Annotated in this window: 22 protein-coding genes; 9 read left to right on the top strand and 13 right to left on the bottom strand. The window is 41.2% G+C overall.

Going from position 1 to position 24,044, the window contains the following annotated elements; all coding sequences use genetic code 11:
* Positions 1 to 130: 130 nt before the first annotated feature.
* The 6 genes from AC3KZC_RS18965 to AC3KZC_RS18940 form a co-directional block, all read right to left on the bottom strand.
* A complete protein-coding gene (locus tag AC3KZC_RS18965) occupies positions 131 to 310 on the bottom strand; it encodes a hypothetical protein (protein ID WP_490577577.1) in 180 nt (59 codons plus the stop codon).
* Between the two features lie 481 nt (positions 311 to 791).
* Positions 792 to 1,085: a hypothetical protein gene (locus tag AC3KZC_RS18960; protein ID WP_490577578.1), complete on the bottom strand. Its 294-nt coding sequence runs from the start codon at positions 1,083 to 1,085 to the stop codon at positions 792 to 794.
* Between the two features lie 649 nt (positions 1,086 to 1,734).
* Positions 1,735 to 2,301 carry a DUF6151 family protein gene (locus tag AC3KZC_RS18955; protein WP_490577579.1) on the bottom strand — a complete coding sequence of 189 codons (567 nt, stop codon included), beginning with the start codon at positions 2,299 to 2,301 and terminating at the stop codon, positions 1,735 to 1,737.
* A 265-nt stretch (positions 2,302 to 2,566) separates the two neighbouring features.
* Complete coding sequence (locus AC3KZC_RS18950) at positions 2,567 to 3,580, bottom strand: LacI family DNA-binding transcriptional regulator (RefSeq protein ID WP_490577580.1); 1,014 nt, start codon at positions 3,578 to 3,580, stop codon at positions 2,567 to 2,569.
* 35 nt (positions 3,581 to 3,615) lie between these two features.
* A complete protein-coding gene (locus AC3KZC_RS18945; protein WP_490577690.1) occupies positions 3,616 to 4,980 on the bottom strand; it encodes a glycoside-pentoside-hexuronide (GPH):cation symporter in 1,365 nt (454 codons plus the stop codon).
* A gap of 58 nt (positions 4,981 to 5,038) precedes the next feature.
* The gene (locus AC3KZC_RS18940) at positions 5,039 to 6,382 is read right to left on the bottom strand and encodes a GH1 family beta-glucosidase (RefSeq protein ID WP_490577581.1); all 1,344 of its coding nucleotides are present in this window, start codon (positions 6,380 to 6,382) and stop codon (positions 5,039 to 5,041) included.
* A 215-nt stretch (positions 6,383 to 6,597) separates the two neighbouring features.
* On the opposite strand from AC3KZC_RS18940, the gene AC3KZC_RS18935 reads away from it, so the two are divergent.
* The 6 genes from AC3KZC_RS18935 to AC3KZC_RS18910 all read left to right on the top strand — a co-directional run bounded on the left by AC3KZC_RS18935 (position 6,598) and on the right by AC3KZC_RS18910 (position 13,527).
* The gene (locus AC3KZC_RS18935; protein ID WP_490577582.1) at positions 6,598 to 7,875 is read left to right on the top strand and encodes a sugar MFS transporter; all 1,278 of its coding nucleotides are present in this window, start codon (positions 6,598 to 6,600) and stop codon (positions 7,873 to 7,875) included.
* A gap of 15 nt (positions 7,876 to 7,890) precedes the next feature.
* Entirely contained in the window at positions 7,891 to 10,464 is a 2,574-nt protein-coding gene (locus tag AC3KZC_RS18930) for a glycoside hydrolase family 3 protein (RefSeq protein WP_490577583.1), read from the top strand.
* Between the two features lie 88 nt (positions 10,465 to 10,552).
* Entirely contained in the window at positions 10,553 to 10,831 is a 279-nt protein-coding gene (gene ppiC, locus AC3KZC_RS18925) for a peptidylprolyl isomerase PpiC (RefSeq protein WP_490577584.1), read from the top strand.
* A gap of 176 nt (positions 10,832 to 11,007) precedes the next feature.
* A complete protein-coding gene (locus AC3KZC_RS18920; RefSeq protein WP_490577585.1) occupies positions 11,008 to 11,895 on the top strand; it encodes a DUF4097 family beta strand repeat-containing protein in 888 nt (295 codons plus the stop codon).
* A gap of 212 nt (positions 11,896 to 12,107) precedes the next feature.
* A complete protein-coding gene (locus AC3KZC_RS18915) occupies positions 12,108 to 12,878 on the top strand; it encodes a MipA/OmpV family protein (protein WP_490577586.1) in 771 nt (256 codons plus the stop codon).
* Positions 12,879 to 12,966: 88 nt separating this feature from the next.
* Positions 12,967 to 13,527 carry a catalase gene (locus AC3KZC_RS18910; RefSeq protein ID WP_490577587.1) on the top strand — a complete coding sequence of 187 codons (561 nt, stop codon included), beginning with the start codon at positions 12,967 to 12,969 and terminating at the stop codon, positions 13,525 to 13,527.
* Positions 13,528 to 13,581: 54 nt separating this feature from the next.
* Here the strand turns inward: AC3KZC_RS18910 and AC3KZC_RS18905 are convergent, their stop codons facing one another.
* Positions 13,582 to 14,019, bottom strand: a complete 438-nt coding sequence (locus AC3KZC_RS18905; RefSeq protein ID WP_490577588.1) for a MarR family winged helix-turn-helix transcriptional regulator — start codon at positions 14,017 to 14,019, stop codon at positions 13,582 to 13,584.
* A 122-nt stretch (positions 14,020 to 14,141) separates the two neighbouring features.
* Between AC3KZC_RS18905 and AC3KZC_RS18900 the strand changes: the two genes are divergently transcribed.
* A complete protein-coding gene (locus tag AC3KZC_RS18900; protein ID WP_490577589.1) occupies positions 14,142 to 14,570 on the top strand; it encodes an organic hydroperoxide resistance protein in 429 nt (142 codons plus the stop codon).
* 70 nt (positions 14,571 to 14,640) lie between these two features.
* On the opposite strand, the gene AC3KZC_RS18895 is transcribed toward AC3KZC_RS18900, so the two are convergent.
* Positions 14,641 to 15,873 carry a sensor histidine kinase gene (locus AC3KZC_RS18895; RefSeq protein WP_490577590.1) on the bottom strand — a complete coding sequence of 411 codons (1,233 nt, stop codon included), beginning with the start codon at positions 15,871 to 15,873 and terminating at the stop codon, positions 14,641 to 14,643.
* Positions 15,870 to 16,532 (bottom strand): response regulator transcription factor, encoded by a 663-nt coding sequence (locus AC3KZC_RS18890; RefSeq protein ID WP_490577591.1) that lies wholly within the window; start codon positions 16,530 to 16,532, stop codon positions 15,870 to 15,872. The genes AC3KZC_RS18895 and AC3KZC_RS18890 overlap by 4 nt, the downstream gene beginning before the upstream one ends.
* Before the next feature lie 126 nt (positions 16,533 to 16,658).
* Between AC3KZC_RS18890 and AC3KZC_RS18885 the strand changes: the two genes are divergently transcribed.
* Positions 16,659 to 18,380 carry an amidohydrolase gene (locus tag AC3KZC_RS18885; protein ID WP_490577592.1) on the top strand — a complete coding sequence of 574 codons (1,722 nt, stop codon included), beginning with the start codon at positions 16,659 to 16,661 and terminating at the stop codon, positions 18,378 to 18,380.
* A gap of 201 nt (positions 18,381 to 18,581) precedes the next feature.
* Here AC3KZC_RS18885 and AC3KZC_RS18880 read toward each other — a convergent pair whose 3' ends face one another.
* From AC3KZC_RS18880 to AC3KZC_RS18865, 4 genes are all read right to left on the bottom strand, one after another.
* Positions 18,582 to 19,325 carry an SDR family oxidoreductase gene (locus tag AC3KZC_RS18880; RefSeq protein ID WP_490577593.1) on the bottom strand — a complete coding sequence of 248 codons (744 nt, stop codon included), beginning with the start codon at positions 19,323 to 19,325 and terminating at the stop codon, positions 18,582 to 18,584.
* A 236-nt stretch (positions 19,326 to 19,561) separates the two neighbouring features.
* On the bottom strand, positions 19,562 to 20,173 hold the full coding sequence (locus AC3KZC_RS18875) for a lytic transglycosylase domain-containing protein (protein WP_490577594.1): 612 nt from the start codon (positions 20,171 to 20,173) through the stop codon (positions 19,562 to 19,564).
* 69 nt (positions 20,174 to 20,242) lie between these two features.
* The gene (locus AC3KZC_RS18870) at positions 20,243 to 20,905 is read right to left on the bottom strand and encodes a substrate-binding periplasmic protein (RefSeq protein WP_490577595.1); all 663 of its coding nucleotides are present in this window, start codon (positions 20,903 to 20,905) and stop codon (positions 20,243 to 20,245) included.
* Between the two features lie 91 nt (positions 20,906 to 20,996).
* A complete protein-coding gene (locus AC3KZC_RS18865) occupies positions 20,997 to 22,892 on the bottom strand; it encodes a beta-ketoacyl synthase (protein WP_490577596.1) in 1,896 nt (631 codons plus the stop codon).
* Between the two features lie 135 nt (positions 22,893 to 23,027).
* Here AC3KZC_RS18865 and AC3KZC_RS18860 point away from each other — a divergent pair, with 135 nt between their 5' ends.
* On the top strand, positions 23,028 to 24,035 hold the full coding sequence (locus AC3KZC_RS18860; RefSeq protein WP_490577597.1) for a GlxA family transcriptional regulator: 1,008 nt from the start codon (positions 23,028 to 23,030) through the stop codon (positions 24,033 to 24,035).
* Positions 24,036 to 24,044: the final 9 nt, after the last annotated feature.

Raw genomic sequence — 24,044 nt, 5'->3', positions numbered from 1 at the left:
CAACGCTTGCCGCAAATTTAATGTTCTTCATTTTGCTATTATTCTTATTTGTTAGGTTTAAATATTTTATTAATTTTGATTTATTTCACTATCAAAGCTTTTCGCTTTTTCTAATATCAGCAAAATTTCACTATATTTTAACGCAGCTAACCTGCCACCTTGGGAGCAAAATAATTGCAATGATTACTATCGCTGTGAGCGTTTTAGACTGAAACATTGATTCAATTAAACCGACTTCAGTTTGCATTTTAATTAGGTCTTTTGGCTCAACACCTTCTCGAATGCGAGGGTTATTTGTTTCGGTATTCATTAGCCACTCCGTATGATAAATATTCAAGCATTGCTAGGCATTTTTTTAGAAAAATAATTAAAAGACAGCCAAAAATATCTCAACCAAATTTAGTCCTATTATTGTTATTTTTCAACGAGATATTTATGGGTGTCACGTTTTTTCTCTCGTGCATTATTGCAACCATTTTAAGGTACTTTTTAGCGATAATTATTTCATGCTCAGGAAAGTTACATTTGGGCTCCGATATAAAAAGATCCATTACATAAACGTTAGCGAAGACTTCTTCAATCAATCTTTTCTTAGCCTTTTCAAGGTCACCATTAGTTAAATGCATTAAGGGTTGAAATGATTGGTGAAATGACAAAATAACATTTTGTTAAAGCGAGGAAGTACCATCGTTGTTGTGCGGACATGAATCATCTGCCATAGAATTTGAGCAAAATAGTAGTAAGCTAAGTGTTAAATATTTCACCGTTAACTCCTTAGATATTGATGGGTGTCACTTATTTTTTTTGTTAGGGCTTAATGCTTGAATGGATTTTAAGAACTCCTTACTAAAGTCGAAGTTATCCCAAATTATCTGAGTACCACCACAAAAACCAGTTATCCAATTAGAGCTGTCTGTGAAAGCAACATACTCTTTGCCCAATGAAAAAGACATTCCGTGGCATGCATTACCGTCCATTGCAGAATATATGACTTTTGTGTAATTGCCCTTAAGCATATTTTTGTTGTCTAAAGTGATTTTTTGATAAGGCATATTGTCTTTATCAAATAAAATCTCCAACTTCATTATGCGCCCATTTAGCACATTGCTAGCGTTACTAAAGTACACTGAAGGTGGTTGTTCTGCACAACTACAAGCAAGGGCGTTAACACTAAAAAGTACCAACGAAATAAAAAATGCTAATCGATACAACGAAACCCTCCTTGGGCCTAACGGGCGGGAAAAAGTGGGGGAAAAGTGGACACTCATAAATATCTCACTGATTTTAATTGTTATTTATAAAAATACAAATCAAAAATTGAGCTCATTGTAGAAGCGAGTTGAAGTAAACAGATCTTGATGAAATTGATACGGCGGATTTGAACTATCCAAAACGATCTGGTGAATATTTTGACGTGAAATTGATGAGTAACTAGTTTTTTGTGAAAAGCAGCTTTTACAACTAAACACAGTTGTTGATTTGAAAACGAACATAAATTTTAAATCAATTTTTCGGGCTAAAACCCGACAATTCACCAACAATCGAGCCCTAAAAAGCTCTGCGCGCGCAGCGCCTCGAAGGCCTCTGTGGTGAAAAATCACCATACAACAGCGGCCGAGCTGCGCTCGCCTTCGCAAGCAGGCTTGCACCTACCAAACAAAAAATAATACTTAATTTTAGAGATGGCTGACTTCAGCCCTAAGAATCTACTTTTTAACCATTAACCATTAACGATCATTTGAGTATTTTAGGTTTAACAATCGGCTGTTGATCTGGATTAAAAAAAGCATTTGGGTTGTTTAGTCCTTTTATTTTCCAAAGCAAAAGTTTGAGAATAATGCGTAGGGTAATGTTAAACGGTTTGGCTTGTAAGTGTTCGGGTACTTTCTCGTTAGCGAATTTAATATGAACATAACCTCGGCTTTTGCCAAGTTCTACCTCTCTGAGTTCCGCATGAGCCATAAAGTTGTGAATAACACCGATAAATGGCATTTTAGGGCCCATAGTGTTGCCAATAGGTGTATTGCAGCAGGTTGTGTACCAGCGATGCATGCCTTTAGCACTCAGCTTTACACAGGCGATTTGATCATGCCCTTGATTAATTTTTAAATGAGATAGAGGCATTTGAAAGATATCTGTACCACCAAAATGATCGACGATGCTTTTTTCATGATTTAAGTATTGAGAAAATGCTTGGCAGTCATCACAACAACAGTGAATTCTTGTGCCTGAATGCTCATTGATATCAGCTGTTTCACCCGTTACTTTTCCACATAGGCATTTTAATTGTACTTGTGGCATGAGGTAGCACTCCATGTTGGTATGATGATATTTAACCGTATTGTTATGTGGCGTAATTGAGATCACGCTGAGATGGTTTTCCATACTAAAACAGTTTTTGGCGCAAAACCCTGAATTAAGGTTCATGAAATGAGGTAGTTAGGGGTTGCTTGCACCAATAATGCATCCATGTTTTGTTAATGTAAACACTCGTTTATAAGGAGTGAGAGGTTAATCTGTAATAATCTGTTTCAGTATCTGGAATTGATGTTGTAATGTTTTTAACTTAGTTTTTTGCATCAGGCAGTTGTAGGAGTGAATCTCGCATAATCACTTTTGGTTCAAATATATGCTGAATTTGATGCTTTTTCTCGTTAAATACTTGTTTTAGCGCCAAACGTGCAGCCATCTGGCTCATTTTCATCACTGGGTTTTCGATGGTGGTGAGGCGTGGATAGAGGTATTTTGCAAAAATAATGTTATCAAAACCAATAATAGATAAGTCTTGCGGCAATTGATAGTTAACTTCACGGGCAAGTTCCATCGCACCTGCCGCTGTTTCGTCATTGGCACAGGCAATGGCAGTAAAAGGGCGATTAGATGCAACAAAGTATTCAAAGCCTTGTTCGCCGCCAGACTCATTAAAATTCCCTTCATAAAATAAGGTGTCTTCAAAGCGAATACCAAATTCACTCAGTGCTTGCTTATGGCCAATTAAGCGGTTACGGGCATCGGGTTTGAATAAGGGCCCTGCAATATACGCAATGTCGCGATGACCGTGCTCAAGCAAGGTTTTAGTGGCTAAATAGCCGCCTAATACGTTGTCTAAACTAATGCACTGTTCGGCTAGTTCGGGCACTAACCGACCGACTAAATAGATAGGAATACTCTGTTTGCTCAGCGCAATAAGGTAGTCATCACTGACTGCTTCAACGTGTAAAATTAGGGCATCACATTTGCGACTAACTAAAAACTCAATGCCTTCGATTTCTTTGTCTTCTTGTGAGTGACCGGTGGTGATGATGACATGCTTGCCTGCGGCGCGCACCTCAGATTCGATGCCACTCATCATTTGGCCAAAATAGGGGCCCGATAATTCGGAAACTAAAATACCCACGCTGTTAGAGCGATTAGAGGCCAATGATTGCGCCACCATATTGGGGCGATAGCCTAAAGAACTCATGGCATCTTCGACTTTTTTACGGGTTTTATCACTTACGCGCCCTGTGTTGTTCATTACTCGCGATACGGTTGCTAGTGAAACGCCAGCCAAAAGTGATACATCGTAAATGGTTGCCATGGGAGTCCTTTACTATTACAGGGAGTTGCTAGTCATTATTTAGTACAGGGTTGCAGTGTATCATGTTGGGGTTTTTCGTCACTGTTAAGGCGAATTTTTAGCTGTAATTCATCTAGTTTTTCAGTGGTTAGTGTGTAACGCGTCATGATGATGGCAACAATGAGTGAGCCAATAGCAGGAAAGAGAGTAAAGGATAACAACATTCCATTTTGTGTGGCCGCGGTTTGCGCTGTATCAGCTTGATAACCATAAAAAGCCAATAGCCATCCGGCAAGTGCCCCGCCAATGGCAACACCAAATTTAATAAAAAAGATCACACCAGAATAGACAAGTCCGGTGATCCGCACTCCGGTTTTGTGATGGCCATAATCTATGGTGTCGGCCATTTTGGCCCAAAGCAACGGCGTGGCCATATCTAAAAAGAACTTCCAAACAATAAACGCGGCAAAGGCCAGCTCGATTTGATCAGGGCGAATAAAATAGCCCAGCGCGCACACCACAGCTGCAATGGTTTGTAGCCAAATATAGGCTTTGATTTTACACACGCGTTTAGCAAGGGGTTGCGCCAAGGCGCAACCGACCATGCTGGCAACAACGCCTGCGGTCATAAAGGCGGTAATTAAATCTTCACGGCCTAAAAAATATTTTACATAGTAAACCGCTAAGCTTAATTTAAGTACTTGCCCTGTAAGCAAAAAGAACGCCGCAATACATAAAATACGCCATTGATCATTGCGCCAAAGCGAGGCCATGCTGTCTTTAAACGTATGTGATTCGGGCGGCGGGCTAATGCGCTCTTGAGTGCCCAAAAAGCACAGCAAAAATAAAATAAAGCCTAAACTGCTCATCGCTATCATGGTCATTTGATAGCCTTTTGCGCTATCACCTTGGCCAAAATACTCAACTAAGGGCATGGTGCAACTGGCAACAATAACACCACCGAGCATGCCAAAAACAAATCGATAAGATTGCACGCTAACACGCTCTTTTGTGTCGGCACTGAGGACGCCACCAAGGGCGCAATAAGGAATGTTAATGGCGGTATAGGCGAGCATTAATAAGGTATAAGTAACAAAGGCATAAATGATTTTGCTTGAGCCAGATAATTGTGGCGTGCTAAAGGCTAAAATACTAATGAGTGCAAATGGCAAGGCTAACCATAAAAGATAAGGGCGAAACTGCCCCCATTTGCTGGTGGTTTTATCGGCCAATCTGCCCATTAATGGGTCGGTGATGGCATCAAGAATGCGCACCACTAAAAATAAAACCCCGACGACTGCGGGCGAGAGTCCAACTACATCAGTATAAAACAGCAGTAAAAACATCATCACTGTTTGAAAAATAATATTACTTGCTGTGTCACCGAGCCCATAGGCTATTTTTTCTTTTATAGTGAGCATCATTGTTTCTCGTAAGTGGGTTAATGACCTATTGAACAGGTAATATATTGCTTTTACGCTATTTTTTATCCTGATTACGCTGCGAAATAAGATTGCGATAAGCAAGGCCACTTGCTTTTATAGTACGCTGTTGTGTTTGGTAATCAACATAGACAATGCCAAACCGTTTTGCATACCCTTCGGCCCATTCAAAATTATCCATTAAGCTCCATGCAAAATAGCCTCGAATATCGACTCCAGCGTTAATGGCATCATTCACAGCATCGAGATGTGATTGATAATAGTCGATCCTGTCTTGATCGTGCACTTGGCCATGTTCAAGCGTATCGACCATAGCTGCACCATTTTCAGTGATATAAATGGGTGGCAAGGCATAGCGTTGGTGTAACTGAATCAGTAATTGACGAAAAGCGTCAGGGTAAATTTGCCAGCCCATATCGGTTTTTGGGGCTTGTGGCGGCAACTCTTTAAAAATATGCATATTGTCTGCTTGATAGACTGCACGAGTGTAATAATTGATGCCGATAAAATCGAGTTTTTGGCCAATAATGGCCATATCGCCGGGTAAAATGTCTGGTTGTTGCGCTTGTGGTAGCGTGTTCATCAGCTCGGGATAGCAGCCATCAAAAATCGGCTTTATATACCATTGGTTAAAATAATCATCGGCATAACATGCTGCGTTGATGTCAGCTTTACTATCACTGGCAGGGTAGGCGGGTGTAAAATTTAATACGATACCATTTTGGCTTTTGGGGCTGTTTTTTTGCAGCGCAAGCATGGCTAAACCGTGGCCAAGCAATAAATGATGCGCCGCTTTTTTACCATATTGTTTGCCTTTTACTCCTGGGGCATGAATGCCTGCTTCGTAGCCTAAATATGCACTACAAAAAGGCTCATTAAGCGTGGCATAGGCATAAACCCGTTCACCAAAAGCTTGGCTAATTAAATCGGCATAGTGGGCAAATTCATAGGCGGTATTACGGTTAAGCCATCCACCTTGATCTTCAAGGTATTGGGGTAAATCCCAATGATAAAGCGTGACAAACGTTTTGATATTATGGGCTTTTAATTTATCTAACAGCTTAATGTAAAAATCGACACCTGCTTGATTTAACGTGCCTTCTTGGGTCATCACTCTTGGCCATGCAATGGATAACCGATAAGCATCAACGCCTAGGGATACAATTAAGGCGATGTCTTGTTGCCATAAATTAACATGATCGCAGGCAATATCGCCGTTCGAGCCATCTGAAATATTGCCTTTAGTGCGACAAAAGGTGTCCCAAATATTGGGTAAACGGGTACTGGCAGCCCCTTCAATTTGAAAAGCAGCCGTTGCGACACCAAAAATAAACTCAGTCGAGTTCATTTTTGATGTGGGCGCAAGAGTTAATTTATTCATTATGCTCGATTACCTATTTTTAGATTTATCATTTTTGTAAGCGCTTACAATTAAACTTGTAAAATGTCCAATTTGGTTTTAAATTGTAGAGCAGTGAAAGCGCTTACATTTCAAGGTTAGTGCTTTATAAACCAAATATCAACCAATCTTGCATAAATACCATGTTAAACAATTAAGCAACGATGTTGGTACAACTAATAAACGAGGATCACCCGATGGCAAGCACCACTTTAGGGCAATCAGGTAAGTTGCAATCCGATAATACAAATGAAAATTATACGTTTGCACTGCGCGCACTAACAACGCTGTTTTTTATGTGGGGGTTTATTACCTGCTTAAATGATATTTTAATTCCACATTTAAAAGGGATATTTGACCTCAGTTATAGCCAAGCTATGCTGGTGCAGTTTTGTTTTTTTGGTGCGTATTTTTTAGTGTCGGTTCCTGCTGGTTTTTTAGTTAAACGCATTGGGTATCAAAAAGGCATCGTGATTGGGCTGGTGATTGCTGCGCTTGGGTGTGCAATATTTTATCCTGCAGCAAGTTTAATGAGCTATCCGGTCTTTTTGTTCGCATTATTTGTTTTAGCGTCTGGGATCACGGTGTTGCAAGTGTCGGCTAACCCGTACGTGAGTAATTTAGGTCCAGTAAAAACAGCGTCAGCACGGCTTAATTTAACGCAAGCATTTAATGCTTTAGGTACTACGGTTGCGCCTTTTTTTGGGGCGTTACTGATTTTAGATCATGCTGCAACGGCATTATCGGCGGCAGAATCAGCCGACAGTGTTAAGCTGCCTTATTTACTGCTTGCCAGTGCATTACTGATTTTGGCTGCTGTGTTTGCGTGGTTAAAGTTACCAGATTTAAAGATTGAGCATTCGGCAGACATGGTCGTTGTCAATCCAGATGTATCTATTTGGCAATATCGCCATTTAGTGTTGGGTGTGATCGCTATTTTTGTTTATGTTGGTGCAGAAGTGGCTATTGGTAGTTTTTTAGTGAGCTTTTTAAGCTTGCCTGATATTGCTGGGCTGACAGAGCAAACGGCCGCACATTACATAGCCTATTATTGGGGCGGTGCTATGGTTGGGCGTTTTATTGGTGCTGGTTTATTACATAAAATAGATGCGGGTAAATTGTTGTGTTTTAACGCGGTAATGGCGATGGTTTTTATCGGTATTGCAATTGTTACAACTGGCAGTATTGCAATGTGGGCAATTTTATTGGTTGGGCTATGTAATTCGATTATGTTTCCAACCATTTTTAGTTTGGCGATAAATCAACTGAAAGAGCTGACCAGTCAAGGGTCGGGCTTGTTGTGTTTAGCAATTGTGGGCGGGGCAATTATTCCATTGTTGCAGGGTATGTTAGCTGATGAAATTGGGGTGCAACTTGCCTTTATTTTACCAGTATTTTGTTATGGTTTTATCGCGTATTACGGTTTTTTTGGGGCTCGAGTTGTCACCCCTCGCGCTCATGTGCAGCCAAAATAATAAGGATTTAAAAATATGAAAAACAATCGGTTATTTATACTCAAACCTATTGCACTACTGTTAAGTACAAGCTTTTTATTATTGGGCTGCCAACCTGCCAATGACACTAATACCGCTGCTCAAACTGATGAAGCAACTAATACGCTGCCAAATACCGCATCTAATCTTGCTATCTGGCCTAAATTAGACATTGCCGTTAAGCCAGATGATGCAATTGAAACCAAAGTGAACTCGCTTTTAAGTACCATGACCTTAGAGCAAAAAATTGCGCAAATGATCCAGCCTGAAATTCGCGATATTACCGTTGAAGATATGCGTAAATATGGCTTTGGTTCATACCTCAATGGCGGTGGTGCATTTCCAAATAATAACAAACATGCCACGGCACAAGATTGGATTGCATTAGCCGATGCACTTTATCAGGCGTCGATTGATGATTCTCTTGATGGCAGCACCATTCCCACTATGTGGGGCACTGATGCAGTACACGGCCATAATAATGTGATTGGTGCAACGTTGTTTCCTCATAACATTGGCTTGGGTGCTGCAAATAATCCTGCGTTAATTGAAAAAATTGCCGAAGTCACCGCAACCGAGGTGATGGTAACGGGCATTGATTGGGTATTTGCGCCCACTGTGGCCGTGGTGCGAGACGATAGATGGGGTCGCACCTATGAAGGTTATTCAGAAGATCCAGCCATTGTGCGCGAGTATGCCAAAGCCATTGTGAATGGTTTGCAAGGTCACGCCTCGGGGGATTTTTTATCTGATAAACGCGTGATAAGTACGGTTAAACATTTTATTGGTGATGGCGGTACACAAAGCGGGGATGACCAAGGTGATAACATTGCCGATGAGCAAACCTTATTTGATATTCATGCCCAAGGCTATGTCGGTGGACTTAGTGCTGGCGCGCAATCTGTGATGGCATCATTTAATAGCTGGCATGGCAAAAAAAATCACGGTAATGAATATTTATTAACTCAAGTGCTTAAAAATAAGATGGGCTTTGATGGCTTTGTAGTCGGAGATTGGAATGGTCACGGTCAAGTTGCAGGGTGTAGCAACGAAAGCTGCCCGCAAGCAATCAATGCCGGGCTCGATATTTTTATGGTGCCGACCCATGCGTGGAAACCATTACTTGAAAATACCATTGCACAGGTTAAATCTGGGCAGATCGCGCAGTCGCGGGTTGATGATGCGGTGCGCCGGATCTTACGGGTAAAATTTAGAGCTGGCTTATTTGATAAGCCAAGCCCAGCAAAACGGATGTACTCGGGTAAAACAGAACTTATCGGATCGCTTGCACACCGAGCCGTTGCAAAACAAGCGGTACGAGAGTCGTTAGTGTTACTGAAAAATAATCAGCAATTATTGCCACTCAATCCCAAGCAACACATTTTATTAGCCGGTGATGGCGCGCATAACATTGGTAAACAATCGGGTGGTTGGACAATTTCATGGCAAGGCACAGGCAATACCAACGAGGATTTTCCGGGTGGCAGCTCGATTTATGATGGATTTAAACAACAAATAGAGCAAGCGGGTGGTCGCCTTGAACTTAGTGTCAGTGGTGATTATGAGGTTCGTCCCGATGTCGCTGTGGTGGTGTTTGGTGAAGAACCTTATGCTGAAGGCAATGGGGATTTAGACAATCTTGAGTATCAACGGGGGCTTAAAAGTGATTTAGCTTTACTCAAACGTTTAAAAGCGGCGGGCATTCCTGTGGTATCGATTTTTATTAGTGGCCGCCCGATGTGGGTCAATGCAGAGTTGAATGCATCAGATGCCTTTGTGGCAGCGTGGCTACTTGGCAGCGAAGGCGATGCTGTGGCTGATGTGCTGCTGCAAAGTGCGCAAGGTCAAATTCAGCACGATTTTAAAGGTAAGCTCTCGTTCTCTTGGCCTAACGATGCAATGCAAACAGCGGTTAACCAAGGTGATGGACAAACGCCGTTATTACCATTTGGTTTTGGTTTACGCTATGCAGATAAAAGTAGCTTAGCAAACGATTTAAATGAGAAAAGCGAATATGCAGCCAATGAAACTCAAGAGCTAGTGCTGTTTGAGCGAGCGGTTAAAGCACCGTGGCGTATGAGTTTAGTGGATCAGCACGGTATGACCGCTGTCGCCAGCAGTATTGAGCAAAATAGCGCCCTTAAAATTAAATCAATTGATGTTGATATTCAAGAAGATGCTCGCTTAGTGCAATTTAATGGCACGCAGACCGGTGCATTGGAAATACATGATAACTTCCCCTTTGATTTAAGAGGGCTTGATGAAGCAAACAGTGCGGTGGTGATGACAGTGAAAGTACCAGCTGCGGTGGTTTCTCCAGTAGCATTAAGTATGCGCTGCGAAAATCAATGTGATGTGGCTATCGAAATCAGCCAAGTATTAAATAACCTTGTTGGAAATGAGTGGCATGATGTGAGTGTCGATTTGGCTTGTTTTAAACAACAAGGCGCTACGATGGATAAAATTTATGCCCCATTTATGTTTAAAACCTCGCAAGCGATGGCGTTTGAATTTAAACGCATTGCAGTAGTGCCAAACTTAGGCAGCCAAGCAACTATTAGTTGCCGATAGTTTACCAACCCGTGCCGTGATTGCAGATGCAGTCACGGCCAAAGCTATGATAAAATGCGCGGCCAAGTTATGAAGAGGGTTGAGCAAGATGGCAAATACCGCCCATGCATTACATATTTTAGTAAAACATAAAGAACAAGCCGATGATATTATTGTGCAATTAAAAAAGGGCGCAAAATTTCAGACTTTAGCAAAAAAATTCTCAAGTTGCCCATCGGGTAAAAATGGCGGTGATTTGGGCGAGTTTAAACGCGGCCAAATGGTACCTCAGTTTGATAAAGTGGTATTTAGTTGCGAAGTACTTGAGCCACAATTGGTGAAAACCCGCTTTGGTTGGCATGTTATAAAGGTCTTGTATCGCACCTAGTAGCAATTTTTACCTGTGCTTAGAGTGGGCTGTTTGCTCTAAGCTGCAAGCTATTTTTTACTCCTTACCTTTTTCAAAATTATGTCATTCGACACCTAGCGTTACAATTAATCGCTGTCTCATTATCTGGTTTTCTGGATAATAGTGTTAACAGTTCATTAATGAGAATTATAACAATGTCACAGTTTTCACTGGCTTCTTTTACCAAAAGCACGCTAGCAACCAGTTTATTTGTATTAGGTGGGTGTGTGATCCATATCTCTCCAAGTAATGCCTCGATTGAGCGCCAACAGCAATTGAGTTTATCTGCAAGTGAGTTAACCGAACTTATTATTGAAGCAGAAGCTGGGCAACTCAGTATTAAAGGCGATGAAAGCGCCACCGACATTCGCTTAGATGCCAAAATTTTCACGGTAAAAAGTGATGACCCCTATACCCTTACTTTAGAGCGCCGCCAGCAACGAGCTGTTTTGGTTGCGAAAAACCAAGATTCATCGGGTATGCGGTTTTATAACGGCCAATCTCCCAGTATTGATTTAGTGGTAACGGTACCCAGTCGATTATTATTAGACATCACGGATGGCTCAGGTGATTTAGAAATCAACAATATTAGCGGTACTATTCGTATTAACGATGGCTCTGGCAATATCGAACTCACTCATGTGGGTGCACTTGATATTGAAGATGGCTCGGGCAATATCAGTGCGTATTCGGTTCGTGGCGATGTCAAACTGATTGATGGTTCAGGTAATATCACGTTTAACCAGGTATCGGGTAAGTTAGTACTGGAAGATGGCTCGGGTGATATTGACATTAATCAAGTGCAAGGCACGGTAACGATTGATGATGACTCAGGCAATATTGATTTAAATAATGTGGCTCAGGCTGTGGTAATTAACGACGGCTCTGGGGATTTAACGGTTGATGAGGTTCAAGGTATCGTCACCATTACCGATGGTTCGGGTAATATTCGCGTTACCAATACCAAAGGGCTCACCATTTTAGAATCGGGCAGTGGCAATGTGAGCATCGATAATATCAACGGCCCAGTCAAGCTTGATTAACATACAGTAAATTTGTATTTAAAAATAAAGGTAATGGGGCTTATTGCCCTAAACGGGTGTGTTAAATAACCACTTGTTTAAGGTGCCTAAAATTTTATTTATGACCGTTGGGTCACTAATTATTCATTTATCAATCCAAAGTCGTGTTAACTTCGTAGTGCCATAATGATGGTGTATTGTCGTGATCTCAACAATAAGGAGGGAGCAGGTTAATGAAAGCGATATTTGGTTCTGTTTTGTGCGCTGCGCTGTTACTGAGTTTTTCGGCTGTTGCAGAGCAAGGTCGGGGTGAAGCGCGAGAGCGCCTAGAGCCTGAGGGCTTTTTGTACGGTATTGGTTTAGGTATTAATCAAGAGATCTATAAAGGGTATGACAGACGGGTGATCCCGTTGCCTATTTTGGGCTATCGTGGTAAACGATTGTCAGTTTTAGGCCCATTTGTGAGTTACGATTTTTTACAGCAAGATGGGGTTCGTTTTGCTGTGCAAGCAGCGCCTAGATTCCAAGGATTTGATAGCTCCGACAGCGATGTATTTATTGGTATGGACAAGCGGAAATTTTCGTTTGATGCAGGGCTTGGGGTGAAATATCAACGAGATGACTGGAAAATTGATGCCTCAACAATGTTTGACATATTTAATAAATCGAATGGTTACGAGCTTAAAACATCGATAGGGCGGGCTTTCCAACAAGGTCCCATTTTTATTGAGCCAACGTTATCGCTCAGTTATCTCGATGCAAATCATGTTGATTACTATTATGGGGTGGCAGCCCATGAAGCGAGCGCTATTCGACCTCAATATGAAGGAAAAAGTGCAGTGAACACCTCGTTGGGTTTATCTATCGGAACACCAATCTTTTTTGGTGGTTTTACACGCTTAGGGGTTGAATATACTTGGCATGACTCAAGTATTACTGATAGCCCTCTGGTTGAGCGAAATACCAATCTATCATTAATTTTACTTTATTCGCGCTTTTTTTAATTATTCAACTTAGTCACCAGATATTCAGCCTTGCTGCACGCAGTCAGTAAGGCCAAAGTTTGCTGGCTATTTAGGATTACTGAATACTTTGGTCCCTAATGACCAAGGAAAAGTCGATTTCAAAAAAGTAGCCGAGTACCGCAAACAAAATCCAAGCACCTTAGGGCAGTTTAACTGGCTACAAGCGCATAATCCGCCAAGCTCTTATGCGCATACCACCTACTTTGGTATTCATACTTTTTATATGGTCAACGATGAAGGGAAGCACACCCCTTTTAGATGGCAATTAGTACCAGAAACCGCTCAAAAGCAATTAACTGATGAGCAAATGACGTCATTTGAATCATCCTTTTTGGCTAAGCAACTAGCAGAGGATTTAACGCAAGGCCCTATTCATCTGCAACTGCAAGCGGTAATTGGCCAACCTGGCGACCCAATCAATGATCCTTCAGTACAGTGGCCGGCTGAGCGAAAAGTGGTTACTTTAGGTCGGTTAACTCTGTCTGCGAGTGGTAACAATCAATGTGACCCAACTAACTTTGACCCTAACTTGTTAGCAACGGGTTTTGCACCAAGTGATGATGCGGTATTAAAACTGCGTTCAAGTGCTTACGCTATTTCGTTTGGTAAGCGCTTAACTGGGCAATAATGCCCCTGTGTTACCAGATAATACTTTATAAGCTCTGATTTTATCAGGGCTTTTTTATGCTTGGTTTAAATCACCACAGACTTTATCAAGTAGTTCAATTAATGTTTGGATATCGTTTGGGCTCACCGATGGAAAGGCGCATTGAATTTGCGCTGGAACAGAGGCTGCCTTGTGTTTTAAATCGTGCCCTATTTGCGTTAATTGGATGTGTTTTTTTCGTTTATCATCTTCATTTGCGCTAATTCTAAGTAATTGTTTGGTTTGCATTTTCTTTAATATTAACGTCATTGCGCCACCATCAATGGCTGTTTTAGCTAATAAGGTTTGAATTGTAATATCGTCTTGTTGCCAAAGGGCCATCATGACGACATATTGCGGATAGGTTAAATCAAGCGCTTCAAGTAAAGGGCGATAGGCGCGGATAACCCCATTTGATGCCATGTAAAGGCGGTGGCAAAGTTGTTTATCAAGCTGTAGTTGTGAATAGGGCATAAGTACTCCAAAAAGAAGTTTATTTTATTTTGTGTGCAAAGTATTTGCAATCAATAAAAATTGCTGTATATTATTTTGCATGCAAACTAATTTGTGTTTTATTTTTTAAATAGGAAATGATTATGAACGTTTTAGATACCGTACTTTATACAGCAAAAGCAACAGCAACAGGCGGCCGTGAAGGCAGCGCTAAATCTGACGATGGCCGTTTAGATGTTAATTTATCAACGCCAAAAGGGTTAGGTGGAGATGATGGTGCCGGCACAAATCCTGAGCAATTGTTTGCAGCGGGTTACGCGGCGTGTTTTATCGGTGCACTTAAATTTGTTGCAGGCCAAGCTAAAATTGCATTACCAAAAGAGACACATATAAATGCTGAAGTGTCTATTGGGCCAATTCCAGCAGGTTTTGGTATTGCGGTAAAATTAGCGGTATCACTGGGTGAAATGGATAAAGCTCAAGCGCAAACACTTGTTGAACAAGCTCATGCTGTTTGCCCATATTCAAATGCAACGCGTGGTAATATTGCAGTTGAATTGTCAGTTATTTAATAATGCAAAAAAGTGTATTGGTTTGAGTAATACACTCAATTATTGATAAAAAATTAAGCGCATAACGCGCTTATTTTTTTGCCCAATTTACTGTGAGCGAAAATTGGTCGCTGTGTTGTTTTATCGTTAGCGTCAGGTCTAGCCTGTTTGCTATTTGCTGAATAATGAAGAGTCCAACACCATGCCCCCGCGGTAAATTGTTATTTATTTCGGGGGTATTAGTAAAACAAATGCTATCCGATGTGAGGTTTACATCGACTGATTTTAATGCGCTATATTTTGCAGCATTTTGTAAAACATTATTTATTAATAATAACCAAAGTTGTTGATTGCTATGGATATAGCAAGGGTCTACGGTGGGTTTTATATTCAGTGCAATAGAATAGCCCGCTTCTGCCAGTTGCATTTGGCTTTGATTAAGTAACGGTAACAGATTAAACCTAGTTGTTGGTAATGATTCAGTTTGCCAAAGTAGCAGTAAGCCTTGACTTAATTGTTGCATTTGATTGTTTGCGCACTGTGCTTTTGCGATTGCATTTAAAACTGGCTCAGTAATATCATCTAGTTGCGCAAGTCTTGAAAACGCTGCCTGTTGCACTGCAATCGGGGTACGTAATTCATGAGCTAAAAATTGAACTAAAGTTTGTTGGTTATGGAGCGACGTTTGTTGTTGTTGAACTAAGTCAGCATTGTATTGCTTGATGTGATTAAGCGCATTAAGTGGCTCGATAACTTCATTAAAAATAAGGTTGTTTGGCAATGCAATGGGCTTTGCACTGTCTGCCAATTGTGAAATCCACGGTGTGGTTACGCAAAGCTGGTGTGCAATAAAATTACTGATGTGTTGTAAGAAAATTAACAAGGCACCTAGCCCCAGTAAGCATCCGACAATGACCCATAAGGTAAGTGAATTCAGGTCATCGGCTATAAAATAATGCAAGACATAAAACGGCGTTGCAGTGGGTGTCGCTTGATAAGGATAGACATAAATCACCTGTTGTTGATGTTCAACAATGGAGAGGGTATTAACTGGAAAAGGCTGTTTTGTTTGTAAATTAGCAGGTAATTCGGTCGCTGAAAAATAATATTCTTTAACACCTTGGTCAAATTCAATAATGCTATCCCCGAGTGTATAAGCCTTGCTAAGTACTTCGCCATCGTAGTGCATGTAATACTCGGTCGTATCATCGAGTGCCAAGTAGTGGCTATGAATTAATAATGTAATTACTAATAAAGTGATGGCAACAAATACAATGCTCAGCTTAATTTTCAAGTAATTAATTAAGGTTTTAGGCTTGTTCATCTTAAAGCGACTCCGACGCCGCGAATTGTTTTAAATAGCGCTTGTTCATCAGGGTGGTCAATATTTTTTCTTAAGCGGTTTAATAGGGTTTTGTACATATCAGGATTGGCATTTTGGTCGGGCCATAAGTGAGTCAAAATAACCTGTTTTTTCACTATCTCAGGGCTGTGGTGTGCTAACAAGGTAAGCAATTGCCATTGTTTAGGTGAGAGAGTTAATGAACGATGACCACGCATTACCAAACGTAAGTTGAAATCTATATGTAGCGAATCAAGCTCAAATATACGAGGTGTTTGAGGAGTTAAAGAGTGAGTTACTATCCTTAAACGTGCGACTAGTTCAGCTAACTCAAAAGGTTTTGTGAGGTAATCAAGTGCTCCGAGCGCAAAAGCAGTGAGTTTATCGTCTAAATGCGTCCGTGCTGAAATAAACATAACCGCAGGTGAATGCGCTAACGCTGATAGTTTTGAGCAGACGGCAAAACCATCTAAGTAGGGCATTTCAATGTCTAAAATTAGGGCATCATAATGATTAATTTCGATTAAGTGCAAGGCCATTTTCCCATTGTCGGCATAGTCACACTCAATACCTTCTGCCGCAAGATAATCAATTATTAACGCCGCAAGGTTTCTTTCATCCTCAGCTAACAGCACTATCATTATGAAACCTCGTTTAAATACTGTGTAATGAATAGGAGTTTAGCATTGATAAAATTACCATCGTTACCTTTTGGTTACCTTCTGTTTGTTAAGGTTTACTTCAATGAATTAATTGAGGATTGTTCGATGAAAAAAACCAAACAACTTTTAGCTATATTGATGTTAAGTACGTCAAGTCTTGCACTTGCGGGCTGTTTAAAAAATCAGCCAGAGTCAAGGCTAATAGATGAAGCTGTTGCTGAAGAAAGTCTCGCAGATAGTGTTTATATCAATGGTGCAGTGTATACCGTCAATGCGGCACAACCGAGTGCGCAAGCAATTGCAGTGCAGGGAAATAAAATCGTATTTGTTGGCAGTATTGAGCATGTAAATCAGTATATTGGTAAAAATACTCAGGTGGTCGATTTGCAAGGGCGTACTTTAATGCCCGGCTTTCATGATGTGCATATTCATCCTTTGGAGTCTGCATCTACAAGTACACAATTTACGTTAGATGAGCAACAGTCTGATCCTGAATATTTTATTGATGACATAGCGAATGCCAGTGCTAATTTTGCCACTACCCTTTGGTTAATAGGTTATGGACATACAATCCATGCGTTACACAATGCGACTCGTTCGCCTTTAGACATTTTAGATGAAGCTGAGCCAAATCGTCCGGTGATTATAATGGAGCAAACTTCGCATTCTATGTGGGTTAATTCGAAAGCATTGCAGTTGGCACAATTAAATGACAACAGTGCCGATCCGATTGGTGGGGTACTGGGGCGTGACCAATTAGGGCATTTAAATGGCGTTTTATACGATAATGCCGGTGACTTAGTAATGCAACAGGCTTTAAAATCCCTTGGGAATAGTGCCCAAAATGAGTATTTGGGGTTAGTGGAATACACGCTGCCTGAATTTGCCAAATATGGTATCACCTCAGTTAGTGATGCACGAAGTTATTGGCAACGTGACCAACAAAAGGTGTGGCTTCGCGCCGAACAAGAACATAAGTTAACCGTGCGCGCTAACTTAGGGCTTTGGGCTTATCCTGAGTTGAGTGATGAAAAACAGTTAAAACAACTAGCCGCTCTGTATCAAAACGACCCGACAAAGTTAGTGAAAATAAATCAAATCAAACTCTATAGCGATGGTATTTTAACAAATACGACAGCAGCAATGCATGAGCCATACCAAATTGATTTACTTGGACTTTATGGCAATAAAGGATTGAATTACTTTAGCCAAGAGCGTATTGCTAAATATATTAAAGCGCTAGAACCTGTCGGTTTTGATTTTCATATGCATGGCATTGGCGACCGAGCTATTAGCGAAGCGTTAAATGCAGTGGAGATGGCATCAAAAGGGCTGGGTCGTCATCGGATCACTCATGTTGAAGTGGTTGACCCAGAAGATTATAAACGTTTTCTAACGCTTAATGTCACTGCCGATGCCCAAGTTGCAGGCGAATTTACCAATCCAGAGTATTGGTCAGAAAATAGTGAATTGATTGGTGATGAGCGTTCAGATCATTTAGTACCGATTAAGTCACTAAGCGATGCAGGTGCTCGATTAACACTCAGTAGTGACTGGAGTGTCAGCCATTTTAACCCGTTTTTAGGACTTCATAATGCGCTTAATCGAGCTCCTGAAGCAATATCACTCGATCAAGCTATACGCGCTTATACCATCAATGGCGCTTATACCATGCGCCAAGAACACTTAGTTGGTTCGATAGAAGTGGGAAAATTAGCGGATTTTGTTGTGTTAGATCGCGATATTCGTAAAACCCCAATCAGTCAAATAAAGCAAACTAAAATTGATATCACTGTTTTTGATGGTGAAGTGATTTATCAACGCTAACAAAAAAGTGATTGCGTAGCGTTACGGGTAAATAATTTTAGAGATTATCTCGTGAGATACCTGTGCTAAACAACTGATTTATTGCGAGTTAAATCTCAGCCACTCACGCTATAAATTTTCCGTGTGATTGATTTATCATTCATTTTTAAGTTGTTTAGCATGTATTTAAACAGGCAAAGCCTATTTTGAAACGTTTTTTTGTTATTTTCCACCCGCTAAATCAATAAACGCACCCGTTACAAACGAGGCCTGTTCACTTAAAAGCCATGCCACTGCACTCGCCACTTCGATAGGTTGTCCGGCCCGACCGAGTGGGATTATCGGAGTAACCCGTTGCAATCGTTCAGGCTCACCACCATCTTGATGGATCTCAGTAGCAATAAAACCAGGTCGCACAGCATTGACTCTTATCCCTTGACTGGCAAGCTCTAACGAAAGACCTGTGGTAAATGAGTCCATAGCACCTTTTGACGCTGCGTAATCAACATATTCATGCGGTGCGCCCAGTCTTGATGCAGCAGACGATACATTTACAATGGCGCAGTTTTTGGTTGGGTGGTGCTGCATGTGGGCAATAGCCGCTTTAGCGCATAAAAAAGCACTGGTGACATTTACACTTAAGATGTGATTGATACGTGCAGCGCTCATTTGAGTCACTGGCATTTGAGGTAACAAAATCCCGACGTTATTAACTAAATGGCTAACAGAGCCAAGGGTTGTTTTAATGTTGGCAAACAAGGACTCGACTTCTAATTCTTGCGATACATCAGCCTGAAAAACTTCAGCTTTTCGGCCCATCGCTTCAATTGTATTACGAAGCTGCAGCGCTTGTTCTTTTTGTTTGTAGTAATTAATTGCAATATCAAAGCCTTGTTCGGCTAACATTAATGCACAGGCTTTATCGATACCACGGCTTGCTCCTGTGATAAGAACCACTTTATTCATAACTGTTGAGTTGTTTTGATTGCAGTGACTTTGAGTGTCTCTTAATGGCTAAAAACGTGCAAGTAGATAAAGCAGATTGTATTTATAAATCAATAAAATAGTATTAAAAAAGCCAGTCTGGTGCGACTGGCTTGGGTGCAACTAGGTTAAAACGAACCACAGTTGCAACAAGGGATAAATCAATTAACGCCCTCAATATGCCACTTAGAGACTGAACCTTTGCTTAATTTAGATACTTAAGGTAACAAAAGTGCTTGTTGGTAGCGATGATGCAAAATACTGACACGTTTTACATACGCTTGTGTTTCTTCAAAAGGGGGAATACCACTGTACTTTTTAACGGCATTTGGGCCTGCATTATAAGCTGCTGCGGCAAGTTTAATATTGCCTTTAAATGTTTCGAGTAATTGAGCAAAATATTTAGTACCACCATCGATATTCTGGCTGGGTAATTTGATATTTTTGACACCCAACTCTTTTGCCGTGTTTGGCATCAACTGCATTAAACCGACAGCCCCTTTTTTAGAAAGTGCATCGTATTTAAAAGCTGATTCGGCATGGATCACTGCTCGGATCAATGCGGGTGATACGTTATGCGATAGGCTTGCTTGGTTTATTTCGAAGCTAAAATCATCTTTAAATAATTTTGTGTGATACCAATCTACGCTTGAATCAATACGGCATGCAAAACAATCGAACTTAAGCACGTTATATTGATGTTGCATCGGTTTTTGGTCGGTAAAGGCAATCGTACCGTTAGCTTGAATATATTGATAAACAATTTTTTCTTTTGCATCAAGACAATAGCTAGATAAAAGCAAAAGACTAAAGAAAAAAGTTCGAAACATGGTAGTTAACAAATTAAACATGATGGCTAATTTTACGTCAGTCGCGTTAATTGTAAAGGGGCTTTACAATTAACGCGACTGAGCCTCTGGCAGTGGGAAATAATTGAGTATTGCTCTATTTAATGGCGCAATAAGGTGTTGGTTTCGCTTATGAATAAAATGATATAGGGATTGCTCTGCTAAGGCAGGTTGCCATGTTTCAATTTTGAACGTGGCAAATTTTTGTAATGGTGTAGGCACAATAACGATATCGACGTTGTTTTTTTCAAGTAACTCAAATGCTTGTGCGGCCGAGTTAACTAAAGTCAATTTGGGGTGTTCTTTTAATTGTTGTTCAATGGCGATAAACCCACGCACTGCAGCAACCTTAAATGGTTTAAGATTGTCCCAAGAAGCTTGGTTAGGCTGCTTAGTTTTACTAAAAGCATACACTTGCATCATATAAATGGGCGTCGCAACTGAGATAAAATCAGTCACTTGGTCGGAAAAGTTTTGATGACGAATTAGTTCGCCATCAATTAAGCTATCTTTATTCGCTTGATGGATCGCGCGTTTTGCTGGCATAGTGGTTAATTTAAAATCACAGCCAATGCTTTGGTATGCTTGGTGAAGAAGCTGTATTTCTTTGGTGAGAATTTGAACTTCATTCGGTGCTGCGATGGTGAGCAAGCATTTAGCAAATAATGTGGGTGAAAGAAAAACCAATACAAGGTAAAAAAATCTGTTGAGCATCATTGTTCCCTAAAACATACTTACAACAGAGTCAGAGTGTAAAGTGCAGATATAAAAAAAGCCACAAAGTGGCTTTTTTATTTACCCATTATTACACCATATCGGCAAATGGGTTGGTTTTAGGTAGTGCTATTGCATTATTAAAACCAGGTAATTCAATAGTATCTGATGAAATTGTCATCTCATTTTCATCAATTTGGCCATCACCAAACTTATAAATTAAATCAAACTGACCTAGATTGGCTTGTTGTTGGTATTGAGCCTGTTTTGCTTCAACACTGATAAGTTTGTGTTGATATTGGGCCATTACACTTGAGCCATAACGTTTATGCAACATGTTCATCGTGATTGTCGGTGACAATACCGGTGCAGTTGCGTTGTTACCGCCAAAGCCTTTTGAGTTAATAAAAGCCACGTCCATGGCATCACACTGGTAATGTTCTGTGCGAATATCAAGATGATCGGCGTAGACATCATCAGCTACTTTATCAATCGTGGTAATGCCCGGCATGATGTTATGACTAAAAATACCCAGAGCCATTGCCATCTGATCACCACTTGCAGGGCCAATTGTATGACCAACAAAGGCTTTAGGTGCGGCAAGTTTCCAGTTATGGATATCAAATGCTTTTGCAACACGGTCATAAATCAACGATTCGGTAACGCGATTTTGCGGTGTACTTGAGCCGTGAGCCAAAATAAAACTGCGTTTTTGTACTGCTTCGGTGCCTAAAATACTTTGGGCTAATGCGACAGACTTTGCCATGGTAATGTAATTACCCGGGCCTGGTGCTGTAATTGATTTTTTGATGCCATCGGCATTGATAAAAACATCAGGCACTGCCGCCATCACTTTAGCGCCTGTTTCAATGGCTAACTTATCATCCATTAAGATCACAAATTGTGCGCCTTCACCGATAGTAAACCCGCAGTTTTCCCCAAATGGACGGCTGGTACGACGGTGATCTGCCACCTCAGTACCATCAAGGCGTTTTAAACCTTCTTCGTTGGCAAGGGCGCTCATATTGCCAAACCCTTCAACGATCTCTGGAGTAATCGCCGTTTCTGCGCTGCCTACAATCGCAATACGAATACGACCCGCTTGGATATCGTTCACTGCGGCACTTAGATTATATAAAAAAGTGGCACAGGCGCCGGATGCGGTAAACGTTGTACCTACATTACCAGTGACATACGCATTGATAAAATCGGTTGACATAGTATTTAAACCAAGGGCTAAATTTTTAGTACTGACTCGGTCGCCGAGTAATCGACTTTTCATTAAGCCACCAAAAGCTTCATCATGCATTTGACCTGCCACAGAAGCTGAATAAGTACCCACCTGATCAGGCGTAATGTGTTGCATAATATCTTGCCAATCAATACCGACAGAATGAATGGCATCACTGGCTGCAAAAATGGTGGCTTGCAAACCGCGTGGTTGGTAACGGCTATTGTACAAGTTTGCAGGCTCGAATCCTGTAGGGAATTGACCCGCCGCTTTAATTGGATTATCGCGGTAACTGTCGTGGGTGATCACTAAATTGTCGCTAATCGCTACTTTTACTCGGCCTTTTTCAATTTCGGTCACAACCCAACTTGCAGGGACGGGTGTGGGTAAGTCACGAGTGCGCACTTCAAATTCAATTTGGCCATTGCTGGGTGTTAAGGTTAATTTTTGGTGGCAATGGGTGGCATCTGGATCAAAGTGATTTTTTTCAATTTTACGAATAAGCGTACCTGCAAGGATTTGCTCACCAAAGCGTGATTCAATGTCATCAGCCGCAACAGGATTGTTATCGTTATCAAGCAGCTGATTATTGTCAAAACGGACTAAATTCATCAACGTGGCGAGGCCTAAAAACGTTTCTTGACGAGCTTGTGCTGTCAGTTTATCGATTACAATTCGGCGAAAGCCTTGATGAAACGAAGTGCGCCCAGCAGCATTGATGCCGCCCATTCCAACAACAAGAGGTAATACAGCCATAAGATCCTCCACAGAAAATAAGTTAAAATCGAATATTGCGACAGTGTATGCTTATTCTGCGTTAAATGATGGGGTAATATGGCCATATTTTGTGTCATAATGGCCTAACTGGCAATTATTGGTCATTAAAGTGTCATGCAAAGTCCCAATTTAGAACGAAAAACGGTTAAGGTTGCCTTATTGGTTTACCAACATATGCTTGCGACAAGTTTAACGCTACCGCTTGAAATGCTGCGTGCTGGCGAGGCTTTTGCGCTTCGCCATAATAAATTAGCGGCCGATTTATCGATTCAGTTGGTCGGTGCCAGCCTTGAAAAAATTGCGTCACGGGCTGGTTTGTCTATTTTTCCTGATGTCACGGTGGAGCAAGCAGATGTGCCTGACATTGTGATAATCCCTAGTTTATGGCGTAATCCCCGGCCGATACTGCGGCAAAATCCGCAACTTATCGAATGGTTAGCGCAGTGTTGGCAGCAAGGCGCCACATTGATTGGGGTTGGGACAGGTATTTGTTTTTTAGCTGAGTCAGGATTACTTGATAACCATTCGGCAACAACCCATTGGCATTATGTTGAACAATTTCAGCGAGATTACCCCAAAGTCTTACTAAAACCTGATTTTTTTATCACACAATCAGAGCGCATTTATTGTGCTGCGAGTTTAAATGCGTTGGCAGACATTGTGGTGCATTTGATCCATCAACAATACGGGCGCACGGCAGCCCAACATGTAGAGCGTAATTTCTCCCACGAAATTCGCAAACCCTACGAAGAGCAACGTTATTTAGAAGGTGCGGTCGATCGCCACCCAGATGAGTTAATCGCGCAGATTCAATTTTGGATGCGTACTAATTTAGCCTCTAGTGCAACTTTAGCCGATGTTGCTGAGCAATTTGGCATTAGCCAACGCACCTTTACCCGACGTTTTAAAGCCGCAACAGGGACTCGCGCCACTGAATTTTGGCAACAACTCAAAATTAATGCCGCCAAAGAGCTACTGAGCTCATCGAATCTGAGCATTCAAGATATTGCTGATATGGTGGGATATCAAGACCAAGGGCATTTAACGCGTTTGTTCAAACATGCGCTGGGCTCTACACCCACAGAATATCGCGCAATGGTGCGTAAAAAACTGTTTAGTTAACCAATTTCA

The sequence above is a fragment of the Pseudoalteromonas sp. J2K-J031 genome (genome assembly GCF_058197095.2).
This window is presented reverse-complemented; position numbering and strand designations above follow the sequence as displayed.